Genomic DNA, 14,357 nt, shown 5'->3' with positions numbered 1-14,357 from the left:
CGCAGGGGGCTTTTTTTATGCCTTGCAGCGTGCGGCGATCTGGCGGATATCCTGCGGCGTAGTGCGGCAGCAGCCGCCAATCAGCCGGGCGCCGATGTTTTGCCATTCCCCAATCTGGTCGATCAGGCTGCCATTCTCGCCCCCGCAGGCATGCCAGGTTTTGGTTACCGCGTCGTAATGCTCGCCGGAGTTCGGATAGACCAGCAGCGGTTTGTCGGTCAGTGTGGCCAACTGCCGCAACGCCGGGGTGACGTTTTCCAGCGCAATGCAGTTGATGCCCATCGCCAACACCTGCGGATTGCCGTGCAGTGCTGCCAGCACCTGCGTCAGCGGCGTGCCGTCGCTGAGATGTTGGCTGTCGCGCAGGGTAAAGGCGAACCAGGCGCCGAGCGTCGGGAACTCCTGCAACAATGTCAGTAACGCCTGTAGCTCGCTGAACGACGGCAGCGTCTCACAGGCCAGCAGATCGACCCCGGCCTCGGCCAGCGCGGCAATGCGCGGACGATGGAAAGCGATCATCTCTTCTTGCGGCAGCGAGTAATCGCCGCGGTATTCGGAACCGTCGGCGAGATAGGCGCCATACGGCCCCACAGAGCCTGCGATCAACAGCGGTGCGGCCTGCGGATGCTGCGCCAGATAGTCGCTGCGCGCCTGTTGCGCCAGTTGCACGCTTTTGGCGATCAGCGCCAGCGATTGCTGTTGGTTCAGACCACGGCGCAGGAAGCCCAGCGGCGTGGCCTGGTAACTGGCGGTGATGGCGCATTGCGCCCCGGCGTTGAAATAGTCGAGGTGAACCTGATAAATCAGCTCGGGATTTTCAATCAGCACTTTTGCCGACCACAGCGGATCGCTGAGGTCGCAGCCGCGTGCCTCCAGTTCGGTGGCCAGCGCACCGTCTAAAATCAGCGTGCGGTTAGCGGCCAATAAGGCGGCGACGGTATTGTTAACGGACATGATTCTCTCCCAACGAAGATTTTTGCCCGGCGCGGCGGGTCAGATAATAGGCGGCGTAGCACAGTGCGACAAACGGCAGCCCGCAATAAAGCGCGATGCGCTGTGCCGGATCGAAAGCCAGTCCTACGCAGGCCAGCAGGCACAGGGCGAAGCCGAGGATCGGCGTCAAGGGGTAACCCGGCGCACGGTATTTCAGGCCCTCGATCGGCTGACCGCTGCGCAGATAATGGCGGCGGAAGGCGTAATGCGCCGCGCAGATGCTCAGCCAGACCGCCACCACCGCAAAGCCGGAAATGGCAGACAGGGCGACAAACACCGTGTCCGGCGCGATAACGCTGGTCAGCAGCGCCAGTACGCCGCCGAGCATGCTGAAGGTCAATGCATTGACCGGGATGCCGCGTTTATTCACGCGCGAAAAATAGGCCGGCAGGGTGCGCTGATTGGCCAGCGACCACAACATGCGCCCCGAGGCGTACAGACCGGAATTGGCGGCCGACAAGATGGCGGTCAGGATCACGAAGTTAAAGATATCGGCGGCATAAGGTATGCCAATGCGTTCAAACACCAGCACGAACGGGCTTTTCACAATCCCGGCCTGATCCATCGGGATCAGCGCCGCCAGAATAAATACCGTGCCGATAAAGAACAGCATCAGGCGGATCACCGTGGTGCGTATCGCCCAGGGCACCACTTTTTCCGGGTTTTCGGTTTCACCGGCGGCAATGCCGATAAGCTCGGTGCCGGAGAAAGCGAAGTTCACCGCCACCATGGTCATCAGGATCGGCAGCGTTCCGTTCGGCAGCCAGCCGGAGGCGGTCAGGTTATGCAGGAACGGCGCAGGTGTGCCGTCTTTCATCGGCAGCAGGCCGAACATCGCGGCGCCGCCCAGAATGATAAAGGCCAGAATGGTGACGACCTTGATCAGCGAGAACCAGAATTCGCTTTCGGCAAAGAAGCGGGTAGTGATCACGTTGAGCAGGAAAATCGCCGCGCAGAAGATCAAACACCACAGCCACACCGGCGACTGCGGGAACCAATACTGCATGCAAAAACCGGCGGCAGTCAGGCTGGAGCCCAGCGCCACCGTCCAGGTCAGCCAATACAGCCAGGCGACGGTATAGCCGGTAGCCGGGCCAAGATAACGTGAGGCATAGACGTGGAAGGCGCCGGTTTCCGGCATCGCGACGGCGAGTTCACCCAGGCACAGCATCACCAGATAAACCACCAATGCGCCAATCAGATAGGCCAGCAGGGTGCCCAGTGCGCCGGTAGTAGAAATGATATAGCCGGTGTTGAAGAACAGCCCGGTACCGATCACGCCACCCAGCGACAGCATCACCAGATGCCGGGCTTTCATGGTGCGTTTGAAGTGCCCTTCGGCGGGTTCAGGTGAGTGCATGATATTTCATCCGTATAGACGTCTAAGCAGCTAAATGGCTATTGGTTATACCCGTAATACTTGATGAAATCAATGTAAGACCCGAAGTCACAAAGTAAAAAATAGTGAGCGACGTCCCAGGGCAGCGGACACATATATGCAAATGATAATTATTATCTATAATGCCATCACTTTTTACTGCAGGGGACAGCATGAGATTTCTGATTTTTCTGGCCGCGCTGGCGCTCGGTGCCTGTAGCCAACCCCCGATTTCCGTACCGAAAAACACCCTTGACGGCCTGGGGAAAATTACCGATTTACGCAGTGGCGAAACCCTGTTGCCTGAACAGCTGCTTGCCCGTCTGGCCACCGAGCCAAGAGTGATAGTCGGGGAAAAGCACGACAATCCCTATCATCATCGGATCGAACTGTGGCTGGTGCAACATCTGCCGCAGCGGCGGCCGCAGGGCAGCGTTCTGATGGAGATGATCACCCCGAATCAGCAGGACAACGTGGATAAGGTCAAGCAGGCACTGCGGGGCAATTCTGCCATGCGTGATGAGCGCGTGGTGCAGTTGATTGACTGGCAGAAAGGCTGGAAATGGTCGCTGTACGGCGAGGTGGTGATGGCGACGATGCGGGCACCGTATCCGCTTTGGTCAGCCAATCTGGATCGCGATGAAATCATGGCGTTTTACCGGCAGCCTGTGTTTCCGAAGGGGAAATTGTCGGTAAGCACGGCAGTGCAGAAGGCGCTGGAAGACACTATCCGCACTTCGCACGGCGGAAAAATCGAACCCCAACAACTGCACGCGATGCTGGCAATCCAACAACAGCGCGATCGGCGTATGGCCGAGCGCCTGCTGGCTGCCCCAACGCCGACGCTGTTGATTGCCGGTGGTTATCATGCCTCAAAATGGGTGGGTGTGCCGCTGCATGTGCGGGATCTGCAACCGGGCGCGCAGCCGACGGTGTTGATGCTGGCGGAGCAGGGCGCGCAGGTTGATGGCCAGATGGCGGATTACCTGTGGGTCACGCCGCCGGTAAAATGACGGCGTGCCAAGGGAAAGCGGTGCCGTTACTGCGCCCGCTTCGCCTGTTGCAGCCACTTGTCCAACTCGTTGGCGAACTGCTGGCGGTCGCGTTGGTTCAGGGTATTCGGGCCGCCGGTCTGGATACCGCTGGAGCGCAGGGTATCCATAAAATCGCGCATGTTCAGACGCTCGCGAATGGTGTCCGGCGTGTAGCGTTCACCGCGCGGGTTGAGCGCCACCGCGCCTTTTTCTATCACTTCGGCCGCCAGCGGAATATCGGCGGTGATCACCAGATCGCCTTTTTCGCAGCGGCGGACGATTTCGTTATCCGCCACGTCAAAACCGGCCGCCACCTGCAGGGTGTGGATGTGTTTTGACGGCGGCGTTCTCAGCGGTTGGTTGGCCACCAGCGTCACCGACATGGCGGTGCGCTCGGCGGCGCGGAACAGCACGTCTTTGATCACGTTCGGACAGGCGTCCGCATCGACCCAAATCTCCATTACTCAGGCTCCTTCAGCCAGTCGCGCACCGGCAGGAAATCACGGTACAACGCCGCCTCCGGGCTGCCCTCTGCCGGTTGATAGTTGTATTCCCAGCGCACCAGCGGCGGCATCGACATCAGGATGGATTCAGTGCGGCCACCGGTTTGCAGGCCGAACAGCGTGCCCCGATCCCACACCAGGTTGAATTCGACATAGCGGCCGCGGCGATAGAGCTGGAACTGGCGTTCGTTGTCGCCCCAGCTCAGCGCTTTGCGTTTTTCCACGATCGGCAGGTAGGCATCGAGGAAACCTTCGCCCACCGCGCGGGTGAAAGCGAAGCTGCTGTCAAAGCCCGGCGTGTTGAGATCGTCAAAGAACAGGCCGCCGATGCCGCGCGCCTCGTTGCGGTGTTTGATAAAGAAGTAGTCGTCGCACCACTTTTTGTATTTGGGGTAGATCTCGTCACCGAAGGGCGCGCACAGCCGCTCGGCGGTGCGGTGCCAGTGAACGGCGTCTTCTTCGAAACCGTAAAACGGCGTCAGATCAAAGCCGCCGCCAAACCACCATACAGGCTCTTCGCCCGGTTTTTCCGCAATGAAAAAACGCACGTTGGCGTGGCTGGTGGGGATATAAGGGCTGTGCGGGTGGATCACCAGTGACACGCCCATCGCCTGGAAGCTGCGGCCGGCCAGCTCGGGGCGGTGTGCGGTCGCGGAAGCGGGCAGGGTAGCACCGGAGACGTGCGAGAAGTTTACCCCCGCCTGTTCAAACACCGAACCCTGAGTCAATACGCGGCTGCGGCCACCGCCACCTTCTTCGCGCGTCCAGCGGTCCTCGTTGAAAACGGCACCGCCGTCGGCCTGGGCCAGTTGCGCGCAGATACTGTCCTGCAGCGACAGCAGGAAGGATTTTACTTCTGCGATGGTCGGTAAGCTCATACGGATAATTTACGCGTCTGACGAAACAAGGCGCAAAGTATACCCGTATTCGCTGCCGCTTATCAGCCGGTTTTTCGTTGGTGCGCGTCGTAGTAGCTGAAGAAACTGATCACGCCGTCGGCGATGGCGCGGGCGATTTTCTCGCGAAACGCGGTGGTGCCGAGCAGGCGTTCTTCCGCCGGGTTGGTGATGAATGAGGTTTCTACCAGCACCGAGGGAATGGACGGGGATTTGAGTACCGCAAACGCCGCCTGCTCTGTGCTGTCGCTGTGCAGGTGATGCACCGGGCGGATCTGGCCGAGCACGTGGCGGCCGAGCGTCAGGCTGTTGTTGATGGTATCGGTCTGCACCAGATCGAACAACACCTGCTGCAGATAGTTATCCTGATTTTTATATTTGCCGCCGGCCACGTCATCGGCGGCGTTCTCGCGGTTGGAGAGATAGCGCGCCATGGCGCTGCTGGCGCCGCGGTTGGACAGGGCGAATACCGAGGCGCCTGAGGCGTCGGGGCTGGTAAAACCGTCGGCGTGAATCGAAATAAACAGGTCGGCCTGATGCTGGTGGGCAATCTCAACCCGCTGGAACAGGGGGATAAATTCGTCTTCTTCCCGCGTCAGACGGGCTTCGACGTGATCGTGTTCACGCAGCATGCGGCGTACGTGGTTGGCGATCTCCAGCACCACGTGTTTCTCTTGCGAACCTTCGCTGCCGACCGCGCCGGAATCGATGCCGCCATGGCCGGGATCGATCATCACCAGCCGTTTGCTGCCGGTCGGTTTCGGTGTCGGTTTGGCGTGTTGATTGCGCAGCATGCCGCCGGACTCCGCTTTGGCTGGTTGGCTTTTGCAGCCGATCAGTGCCATCGCCAGGCCGGAGAGCAGTAATTGACGTCGCGTGGCGGAGGCGGAGAGCGGTTTAAAATTGAGGAATTGTTTAACCTGCTTTTTCATAACGCGACGCTCCATCGATAAATTCTATTTTGCGACGTTATATCGTATTGATAATCATTAATCGAACGGTTAACTATGTCCATTTATTACGCCAGTTACCGCAGTTTTCTGCCTGTTTGACGCGGGAAATCGCAGTTTGATATTGCTTAAGTGAATAATCCCGCGATAATCAGATAAACATCTTAATTAACAGCGGCGAACATCGATGGAAATTCGCGTATTTCGACAAGACGACTTTGAAGAAGTCATTACCCTGTGGGAGCGCTGCGATCTGCTGCGGCCGTGGAACGATCCCGAGATGGATATTGAGCGCAAACTGAATCACGATCCGGACCTGTTTCTGGTCGCGGAAGTGGGCGGAGAAGTGGTCGGCTCGGTGATGGGCGGCTATGACGGCCACCGTGGTTCGGCGTATTACCTGGGCGTGCACCCGGATTATCGCGGGCGCGGCATCGCCAATGCGTTGATTAGCCGTCTGGAGAAAAAGTTGGTCGCGCGCGGTTGCCCGAAGATCCAACTGATGGTGCGTGAAGACAACGACACGGTGATCGAAATGTACGAAAAACTCGGTTACGAGATCCAGAACATCACCAGCCTGGGCAAGCGGCTGATCGAAGACCAGGAATATTGAGTCAATAAGGCGGTGAGCCTTCACCGCCCGTTGCTGACAAAGTTGCCTTTAAGCCCGAGATACCCGGGCCTAGCGCACCGAGGGGCGCTCCGGCGGGCAAGCCGCTACGACCCCTTCGGCACGCTCTCCCTAATAACAGGCTTTGTCAGCGGTCTGATAACGTGAAGCTTCACCACCCGTTACGGCAGCTTTTTGATGTTTTTCACATCGACTTCCACGCTGCTCCAGTCTTTATCCACTTTTCCTTCCAACTGCACTTTATCTTTCGGGGTGATGGTCTGGCCGTTCCAGCGCTTTTTGTCGATCTCCACCGTCAGGGTGCCGCTGGCGTCGCGGAAGGTATAGGTATCGTCGCCGACGCGCTGCTCGATGTTGCCCTGCAGCATCACCCAGGCGTCGTCGCTCATCGATTTTACCTTATCCACAGTGGTCAGTGCGGCGCTGGGGCCGGAGAAGCCGCCCTGCGGAGCGGTTTGCGTCTGCGGAGCGGAAGGGTCCAGGAACCCGCCTTGTTGTGCCAGAACCGGTGCGCTGCACAGGGCAATCAAAGCAGCCAGGGTATATTTTTTCATTTGAAGCTTCCTTATCTCAATCGAGAATCAAAGCCCTGCCAATCAGGACTGCTGGGGTGATGAGGTAAGTAAAACATAAAGATCTTAAGAGCTTCTTAAGCGGGCGCATTGAAAACAATCATTACGGCTCCCATTTGAAGAAGGAATGATAAAACAGGCAAGGAACCGACGTTGAAGCCACACCCACATCGATTTTCCCCCGACGATTACGATCATCACGGCGTGCTGCGTCTGCCGCTGTGGTTTTGGGGCGTCCTGGTTTTGCAGGCCCGCACCTGGCTCCTGTTTGTGATGGCCGGCGTTTCGCAGCAACAGGGGGAAGGGCTGCTGCAACTGTTTTACCCGGATACCCAAAGGTTCTGGTACGGCATCCTGCTGGGGTTGCCGGCCGCACTGGCATTTTTGATTGCCCCGCGCAGGCATTTGTGGCCACGGTTGTGGCGAGCCTGGCGTTGGGTGCTCAGCGCCTCGGTGCTGGCGGCGCTGGGTGGCTCCCTGTTCAGCCTGTGGCAGCAAGACGGCAATCTGCCGGCGCTGGATGGGGTTTTAGCGCTGCTCGATGCTTTGGCGCTGGCCTACTTGCTGTTGAACGCGCGGCTGAAGGCCTGTTTCACTGCACAGGAAGAGGCCGCTTAAATGCCGCACGCTGCGGCACTTTTCTCATTTTCCGCACTCCAATCTCGCAACCCATGGCGTAGCGCGGGCAGTTGTGAGAGGCTGGCACACGGCCTGACTGAGCCATGCCTTTGATGTTAAGGAGCTATAAATGAATATTCGCCCACTGTTGTTAGGGCTCCCGCTGTTACTGACCGGCTGTTCGACGATGTCCAACTTCTCCTGGTCGAGCCTGTCTCCGTTTAACTGGTTTGGCAGCAGCCTTGAGGTCAGCGCCAAGGGCGTTGGCGATATCAACGCCGGCACCCCGATGTCGGAAAGCGCGATCAACGACGGGCTGCACGGCGATTATCGTCTGCGCGGCGGCATGGCCACCGATAAGGGCCAGATTGTTTCTTACTATCAGGCAATGGACGGCAATGACGTGAAGCTGGTGATCACCGGCGAGCCCAAGGGCAACGTACAGCGTGTGGCCGTGATGGACAGCAAAGTGGCCACCGAGTGGGGCAATAAGCTCGGCACGCCGTTCAGCGACATGTACGGCAAGGCGTTTGGCGCTTGCAAACCGGCCGACGGCGACGACGCGGGCAAGGTGGAGTGCGTGGCGGAGCAGAGCAAGTACGTCACCTACATCTTCAGCGGCAAGTGGGCCGGCCCGCAGGACATCATCCCGCCGGACGACACGCTGAAAAGCTGGACGGTCAGCAAGATCATCTGGCACGCCAAACCGCAGTAAACCTGCCGTTTTCGGGCGCCCGCTTATTGTAGGGGCGCAGCCAACAACGCCGTAGCTTGCAAAGCGACGAGTAACCCTATTTTCTTTGCGTTCCGTTAAGGCAATCTTGCACGCATGCGTTATTATACCGCGCGTTTGTAACAGGAAACCCAAGCCTGTTACCCGATTGCGATACTGAGGATAACGACATGACACAGGTTCAGAGCGGCATTTTGCTGGAGCACTGCCGTTTCGCCATTTTTATGGAAGCTACCGTACAGGGCGAATTCGCTGATTTGCGTCAGGGCTGCAAGCAATTTTGCCAGCGGCTTATTGAGCTGCAGCAGCAGTTCCCGGATGCGCATCTGGGGGCGGTCATCGCCTTTGGCTACGACGTCTGGCACGATCTGTCCAGCGGCCAGGGGGCAAAGGAGCTGAAGCCGTTTACCCCACTGGGCAAAGGGCTGGCGGCGGCCACCCAGCGCGATTTGTTGATCCATATCCAATCCCTGCGTCATGACGTTAACTTCTCGCTGGCGCAGGCGGCGCTGGCAGCGTTCGGCAACGCCATCAAGATTGAAGAGGAAACCCATGGCTTCCGTTGGGTGGAAGAGCGCGATCTGAGCGGCTTTATCGACGGTACCGAAAACCCGCAGGGCGACCAACGCCCGGAAGTGGCGGTGATTGCCGAAGGCGAAGAAGACGCAGGCGGCAGCTACGTGCTGGTACAGCGTTACGAACACAATCTGCGTCAGTGGCAGCGCTTTACCACCGAGCAGCAAGAACAGATTATCGGTCGCACCAAGCACGACAGCGAAGAGCTGCCGTCGGATCAGCGGCCAGAGACGTCGCACGTCAGCCGGGTTGATCTGAAAGAAGACGGCAAGGGCCTGAAAATTCTGCGCCAGAGCCTGCCTTACGGCACCGCCAGCGGCAAGCATGGGCTCTATTTTATCGCCTACTGCGCGCGTCTGCATAATATCGAAAAACAGCTGTTGAGTATGTTTGGCGATCTGGACGGCAAACGCGATGCGATGCTGCGTTTTAGCCGTGCGGTGACCGGCAGTTATTACTTTGCCCCTTCGCTGACGCGCCTGTTGTCACTTTGATGCCCTCACCGGGGTCGGCCATGTCGGCCCCGGTGCGCTTTTCCCGCCCCAGCGAAACCGCTCCGCTCCTGCCTTATAGCGTTTGATGCTTGAAAATCACTAAACGGTATATAAAAGCGTTACAGCTCCGCGCCTAGTTATAAATACACTGGTCATCAATAAGGCGAAAGCCTGAAAGATTGACTCAGTGAGCTAAGGTGCAGAATGAAACAAATCCGGGTTAAAAATATCGTGCTGAAAGGAGGGTTGGCAGCGGCTCTGTTAGCCAGCGGCACCGTCTCGGCAACGGAATTGCTGAACAGCTCTTATGACGTTTCCCGTGAATTGTTTTCTGCACTGAACCCTGGTTTTGAACAGCAGTGGAACCAGCAGCATCCGGGCGACAAGCTGACCATCAAGCAGTCTCACGCCGGTTCTTCCAAACAGGCGCTGGCGATCCTGCAAGGGCTACGCGCCGACGTGGTGACTTACAACCAGGTGACCGACGTACAAATCCTGCATGAACGCGGCCAACTGATTCCGGCCGACTGGCAGGCCCGTTTACCGAACAACAGCTCACCCTTCTATTCCACCATGGCTTTCCTGGTGCGCAAGGACAACCCAAAGGGCATCCACAGCTGGAACGATCTGGTCCGTGACGACGTGAAGCTGGTGTTCCCGAATCCGAAAACTTCCGGCAATGGCCGTTACACCTATTTGGCCGCCTGGGGCGTCGCCAGCCAGGCTGACGGCAACGATCAGGCCAAAACCCGCGCCTTCATGACCCGTTTCCTGAAAAACGTGCTGGTGTTTGACACCGGCGGCCGTGGCGCGACCACCTCCTTTGCGGAACGTGGCCTGGGCGACGTGCTGATCAGCTTTGAGTCGGAAGTCAACAACATCCGCAAGCAGTACGGGGAAGACAAATACCAGGTCATCGTGCCGCCGGTCGATATTCTGGCGGAGTTCCCGGTGGCCTGGGTGGACAAAAACGTGGAGAAGAACGGCACCGAACAGGCAGCCAAAGACTACCTCAATTATCTCTACAGCCCGGCGGCCCAACAGGTGATCACCAGCTTCTACTATCGCGTTTACGACAAAAAGGCGATGGCAGCGGCGAAGGGCCAGTTCCCGGACACCAAGTTGTTCCGGGTGGAAGATCAGTTTGGCGGCTGGCCGCAGGTGATGAAAACGCATTTCTCCACCGGCGGCGAGTTGGATCAACTGTTAGCAGCAGGGCATAAGTAATGTTGTCGTTGTCCAGTAAACGGGTTTTGCCCGGATTCGGCCTCAGCCTGGGGAGCAGTCTGTTTTACACCTGCCTGATTTTGCTGCTGCCGCTCAGCGCGCTGGTAATGCAATTGGCGCAGATGAGCCTGGCGCAATACTGGGAAGTGATTTCCAATCCGCAGGTGGTGGCGGCTTATAAGGTGACGCTGCTGTCGGCGGGCGTCGCCAGCCTGTTTAACGCGGTGTTCGGCATGCTGATGGCCTGGATCCTGACCCGCTACCGTTTTCCCGGCCGTACGCTGTTGGACGGCCTGATCGATCTGCCGTTCGCGCTGCCGACGGCGGTAGCCGGCCTGACGCTGGCGGGGCTGTTCTCCACCACCGGCTGGTATGGTCAATGGTTGGCATATTTCGACATCAAGGTGACCTTCACCTGGCTTGGGATCGCGGTGGCGATGGCGTTTACCAGCCTGCCGTTCGTGGTGCGCACCGTTCAACCGGTGCTGGAAGAGTTAGGGCCGGAATATGAAGAAGCGGCCGAAACCCTGGGCGCAACCCGCTGGCAGAGTTTCCGCCGCGTGGTGATCCCTGAGCTTGCACCGGCGCTGCTGGCCGGCACGGCGATTTCCTTTACCCGTAGCCTGGGTGAGTTTGGCGCGGTGATTTTTATCGCCGGCAATATCGCCTGGAAGACCGAAGTGACGTCGCTGATGATCTTTATGCGTTTGCAGGAGTTCGACTATCCGGCGGCCAGCGCGATTGCTTCGGTGATCCTGGCGGCGTCGCTGCTGCTGCTGTTTAGCATTAACGTTCTGCAGAGCCGCTTCGGCCGACGCATCGGGGGGCACTGATGGCTGATATCTCTGAGTTCAATGGCGTCGAACGCCCACGCGTCAACTGGGGAAAATGGACGCTGATCGGCATCGGCGTGCTGTTCTCGGTGCTGCTGCTGGTGGTGCCGATAATGTCGATTTTCGCCGAGGCCTTTTCTAACGGCGTTGGTTCGATGTGGAACAACCTGATCGATCGCGACATGCTGCACGCCATCTGGCTGACGGTGTTGATCGCGTTGATCACTGTACCCTTCAACCTGATTTTCGGCACGCTGCTGGCGTGGCTGGTGACGCGTTTCACCTTCCCGGGCCGCCAGCTGCTGCTGACGTTGGTCGACATTCCGTTCGCCGTTTCACCGGTGGTGGCGGGGCTGATTTATCTGCTGTTTTACGGCAGCAATGGCCTGCTGGGCGGTTGGCTGGATACGCACAATATCCAGGTGATGTTCTCCTGGCCGGGCATGGTGCTGGTGACCATTTTCGTGACCTGCCCGTTCGTGGTGCGTGAGCTGGTGCCGATGATGCTCAGCCAGGGCAGCCAGGAAGACGAGGCTGCCATTTTGCTGGGTGCGTCCGGTTGGCAGATGTTCCGCCGCGTCACGCTGCCTAACATCCGCTGGGCGTTGTTGTACGGCGTGGTGCTGACCAACGCGCGCGCCATCGGCGAGTTCGGTGCGGTATCTGTAGTGTCCGGCTCTATTCGCGGCGAAACCTTCAGCCTGCCACTGCAGGTGGAGTTACTGCAACAAGATTACAACACCGTCGGCTCCTTTACCGCCGCCGGGCTGTTGACCCTGATGGCGATAATTACCTTATTTTTGAAGAGTGGCCTGCAATGGCGTCTGGAACGTCAAAATGCGCGCCTCGAGCGGGAGGAAAATCATGAGCATTGAGATTAGCGGTATCAACAAATTTTTCGGTCGTACCAAGGTATTGAACGATATCTCGCTCGATATTTCCTCCGGTGAGATGGTGGCGCTGCTGGGGCCGTCCGGCTCCGGGAAAACCACGCTGCTGCGCATTATCGCCGGGCTGGAAAGCCAGAGCGGCGGCAAGCTGGGCTTCCACGGCACCGACGTCAGCCACGTACATGCACGCGATCGCCGCGTGGGCTTCGTGTTCCAGCATTACGCGCTATTCCGCCATATGACAGTGTTCGACAATATCGCTTTTGGTCTGAGCGTGCTGCCGCGCCGTGAGCGCCCGAGCGCTGCGGCGATTAAACAGAAAGTGACCCAACTGCTGGAAATGGTGCAGCTTGGTCATTTGGCGAACCGTTACCCGTCGCAGCTTTCCGGCGGCCAGAAGCAGCGTGTGGCGTTGGCGCGCGCGCTGGCGGTAGAGCCGCAAATCCTGCTGCTGGACGAACCCTTCGGCGCGCTGGACGCACAGGTGCGCAAAGAACTGCGCCGCTGGCTGCGTCAGCTGCATGAAGAGCTGAAATTCACCAGCGTGTTCGTGACCCACGATCAGGAAGAGGCGATGGAAGTGGCCGACCGCATCGTGGTGATGAGCCAAGGCAACATTGAACAGGTTGGATCACCGATCGAAATCATGCGTGAACCGGCCAGCCGTTTCGTGCTGGAGTTTATGGGCGAAGTGAACCGTCTGAGTGGCGAAATCCGCGGTTCGCAGCTGTTTGTCGGCGCGCACCAGTGGCCGCTGTCGTTCCAGCCGATGCATCAGGGCAGCGTCGATCTGTTCCTGCGACCGTGGGAAATGGAAGTGGGAACCGAGAGCAGCGAGCGCTGCCCGTTGCCGGTGCAGGTGCTGGAAGCCAGCCCGCGCGGCCACTTCTGGCAGTTGATCGTACAACCGATCGGCTGGCATCAGGAACCGATAAGCGTGGTGTTGCCAGAGGGCAACCCACCCCCGGTGCGCGGCGGCCGTTACTATGTTGGCAGCCTGAATGCGCGTCTGTACGCCGGCGATCAACTGCTACAACCTGTTGCGTTAGCTAAAAGCGCCTGATAGTTTTTAGCGGCCAATATTATTTTAAAGGCAACCCCAGGGTTGCCTTTTTACATTCCGCACTCCAACAGACAGGCAAAGATCGTGACAACGCTCGAACAATGCATCGGCAATACCCCGCTGGTAAAAGTACAACGTCTGGCCGCAGGACTGGGCAGCGAGGTCTGGCTCAAACTGGAAGGCAACAACCCGGCGGGCTCGGTAAAGGATCGCGCCGCGCTGGCGATGATCCAACAGGCGGAACTGCGCGGTGAAATAAAACCCGGCGACAAGCTGATCGAAGCCACCAGCGGTAACACCGGCATTGCGCTGGCCATGATCGCGGCGCTGAAAGGCTATTCCCTTAAGCTGCTGATGCCGGAAAACATGAGCCAGGAACGCCAGGCGGCGATGCGCGCCTATGGTGCAGAGCTGATTCTGGTCAGCCGTGAACTGGGGATGGAAGGCGCGCGCGATCTGGCGCTGGAAATGCAGCGTGAAGGGCAGGGCAAAGTGCTGGATCAATTCAATAATCTGGATAACCCTTACGCCCACTTCACCACCACCGGCCCGGAAATCTGGCAACAGACCCACCAGCGCATTACACACTTCGTCTCCAGCATGGGCACCACCGGCACCATTACCGGCGTGGGCGGTTACCTCAAGAGCCAAAACCCGCAGGTGCAAATCATTGGCCTGCAGCCGGCGGAAGGCAGCAGCATTCCCGGCATCCGCCGTTGGTCACCGGCCTATCTGCCGGGCATATTCCGCCCGGAGCTGGTGGATCAGGTTCTGGATATCCAGCAAACCGACGCCGAGCAGACCATGCGCCAGTTGGCTCAGCGCGAAGGCATTTTCTGCGGCGTCAGCTCCGGTGGCGCGGTAGCCGGCGCATTACGCATTGCTGCGGCGAACCCAGGCAGCGTGATTGTGGCGATTATCTGCGATCGCGGCGATCGTTATCTCTCCACCGGCGTTTTTGACTGA

General features: G+C 58.6%; 16 protein-coding genes. 10 read left to right on the top strand and 6 right to left on the bottom strand.

What is annotated here, in order from left to right:
- Nucleotides 1-15 precede the first annotated feature (15 nt).
- Together mmuM and mmuP are read right to left on the bottom strand one after the other, a co-directional pair.
- On the bottom strand, nucleotides 16-954 hold the full coding sequence (gene mmuM, locus JEM67_RS20070) for a homocysteine S-methyltransferase (protein ID WP_013814024.1): 939 nt from the start codon (nucleotides 952-954) through the stop codon (nucleotides 16-18).
- Nucleotides 944-2,353 carry an S-methylmethionine permease gene (gene mmuP, locus JEM67_RS20065; RefSeq protein WP_199636111.1) on the bottom strand — a complete coding sequence of 470 codons (1,410 nt, stop codon included), beginning with the start codon at nucleotides 2,351-2,353 and terminating at the stop codon, nucleotides 944-946. The genes mmuM and mmuP overlap by 11 nt, the downstream gene beginning before the upstream one ends.
- 191 nt (nucleotides 2,354-2,544) lie before the next feature.
- Between mmuP and JEM67_RS20060 the strand changes: the two genes are divergently transcribed.
- On the top strand, nucleotides 2,545-3,384 hold the full coding sequence (locus tag JEM67_RS20060; RefSeq protein WP_199636112.1) for a ChaN family lipoprotein: 840 nt from the start codon (nucleotides 2,545-2,547) through the stop codon (nucleotides 3,382-3,384).
- Nucleotides 3,385-3,410: 26 nt separating this feature from the next.
- Here JEM67_RS20060 and JEM67_RS20055 read toward each other — a convergent pair whose 3' ends face one another.
- From JEM67_RS20055 to amiA, 3 genes are all read right to left on the bottom strand, one after another.
- Nucleotides 3,411-3,866: a YaiI/YqxD family protein gene (locus tag JEM67_RS20055; protein ID WP_199636113.1), complete on the bottom strand. Its 456-nt coding sequence runs from the start codon at nucleotides 3,864-3,866 to the stop codon at nucleotides 3,411-3,413.
- Nucleotides 3,866-4,786: an oxygen-dependent coproporphyrinogen oxidase gene (gene hemF / locus JEM67_RS20050; protein WP_013814020.1), complete on the bottom strand. Its 921-nt coding sequence runs from the start codon at nucleotides 4,784-4,786 to the stop codon at nucleotides 3,866-3,868. The genes JEM67_RS20055 and hemF overlap by 1 nt, the downstream gene beginning before the upstream one ends.
- 62 nt (nucleotides 4,787-4,848) lie before the next feature.
- Nucleotides 4,849-5,736 carry an N-acetylmuramoyl-L-alanine amidase AmiA gene (amiA, locus tag JEM67_RS20045; RefSeq protein WP_199636114.1) on the bottom strand — a complete coding sequence of 296 codons (888 nt, stop codon included), beginning with the start codon at nucleotides 5,734-5,736 and terminating at the stop codon, nucleotides 4,849-4,851.
- Between the two features lie 205 nt (nucleotides 5,737-5,941).
- On the opposite strand from amiA, the gene JEM67_RS20040 reads away from it, so the two are divergent.
- Complete coding sequence (locus JEM67_RS20040; protein WP_004947724.1) at nucleotides 5,942-6,367, top strand: GNAT family acetyltransferase; 426 nt, start codon at nucleotides 5,942-5,944, stop codon at nucleotides 6,365-6,367.
- A 179-nt stretch (nucleotides 6,368-6,546) separates the two neighbouring features.
- Here the strand turns inward: JEM67_RS20040 and JEM67_RS20035 are convergent, their stop codons facing one another.
- Nucleotides 6,547-6,939, bottom strand: a complete 393-nt coding sequence (locus JEM67_RS20035; protein ID WP_006317164.1) for a YgiW/YdeI family stress tolerance OB fold protein — start codon at nucleotides 6,937-6,939, stop codon at nucleotides 6,547-6,549.
- A 171-nt stretch (nucleotides 6,940-7,110) separates the two neighbouring features.
- Here JEM67_RS20035 and JEM67_RS20030 point away from each other — a divergent pair, with 171 nt between their 5' ends.
- From JEM67_RS20030 to cysM, 8 genes are all read left to right on the top strand, one after another.
- Entirely contained in the window at nucleotides 7,111-7,575 is a 465-nt protein-coding gene (locus JEM67_RS20030; RefSeq protein WP_013814018.1) for a DUF2919 domain-containing protein, read from the top strand.
- Nucleotides 7,576-7,705: 130 nt separating this feature from the next.
- A complete protein-coding gene (locus JEM67_RS20025; RefSeq protein WP_199636115.1) occupies nucleotides 7,706-8,290 on the top strand; it encodes an RpoE-regulated lipoprotein in 585 nt (194 codons plus the stop codon).
- Between the two features lie 188 nt (nucleotides 8,291-8,478).
- Nucleotides 8,479-9,378, top strand: a complete 900-nt coding sequence (locus JEM67_RS20020; protein ID WP_199636116.1) for a Dyp-type peroxidase — start codon at nucleotides 8,479-8,481, stop codon at nucleotides 9,376-9,378.
- A gap of 204 nt (nucleotides 9,379-9,582) precedes the next feature.
- The gene (locus tag JEM67_RS20015) at nucleotides 9,583-10,605 is read left to right on the top strand and encodes a sulfate ABC transporter substrate-binding protein (RefSeq protein ID WP_199636117.1); all 1,023 of its coding nucleotides are present in this window, start codon (nucleotides 9,583-9,585) and stop codon (nucleotides 10,603-10,605) included.
- A complete protein-coding gene (cysT, locus tag JEM67_RS20010) occupies nucleotides 10,605-11,438 on the top strand; it encodes a sulfate/thiosulfate ABC transporter permease CysT (protein ID WP_013814015.1) in 834 nt (277 codons plus the stop codon). Before JEM67_RS20015 ends, cysT begins: the two co-directional genes overlap by 1 nt.
- Nucleotides 11,438-12,313, top strand: coding sequence for a sulfate/thiosulfate ABC transporter permease CysW (gene cysW / locus JEM67_RS20005; RefSeq protein WP_199636118.1), 876 nt, complete (start codon nucleotides 11,438-11,440; stop codon nucleotides 12,311-12,313). Before cysT ends, cysW begins: the two co-directional genes overlap by 1 nt.
- On the top strand, nucleotides 12,303-13,391 hold the full coding sequence (cysA, locus tag JEM67_RS20000) for a sulfate/thiosulfate ABC transporter ATP-binding protein CysA (protein WP_013814013.1): 1,089 nt from the start codon (nucleotides 12,303-12,305) through the stop codon (nucleotides 13,389-13,391). The genes cysW and cysA overlap by 11 nt, the downstream gene beginning before the upstream one ends.
- A gap of 84 nt (nucleotides 13,392-13,475) precedes the next feature.
- Nucleotides 13,476-14,357: a cysteine synthase CysM gene (gene cysM / locus JEM67_RS19995; RefSeq protein ID WP_006317176.1), complete on the top strand. Its 882-nt coding sequence runs from the start codon at nucleotides 13,476-13,478 to the stop codon at nucleotides 14,355-14,357.

Origin of the sequence: Serratia sp. PAMC26656, assembly GCF_016469055.2 — a bacterium.
Lineage (GTDB): Bacteria > Pseudomonadota > Gammaproteobacteria > Enterobacterales > Enterobacteriaceae > Serratia > Serratia plymuthica.
Note: the sequence above shows the minus strand (reverse complement) of the source record. Positions and strands in the feature narration are given on the sequence as shown.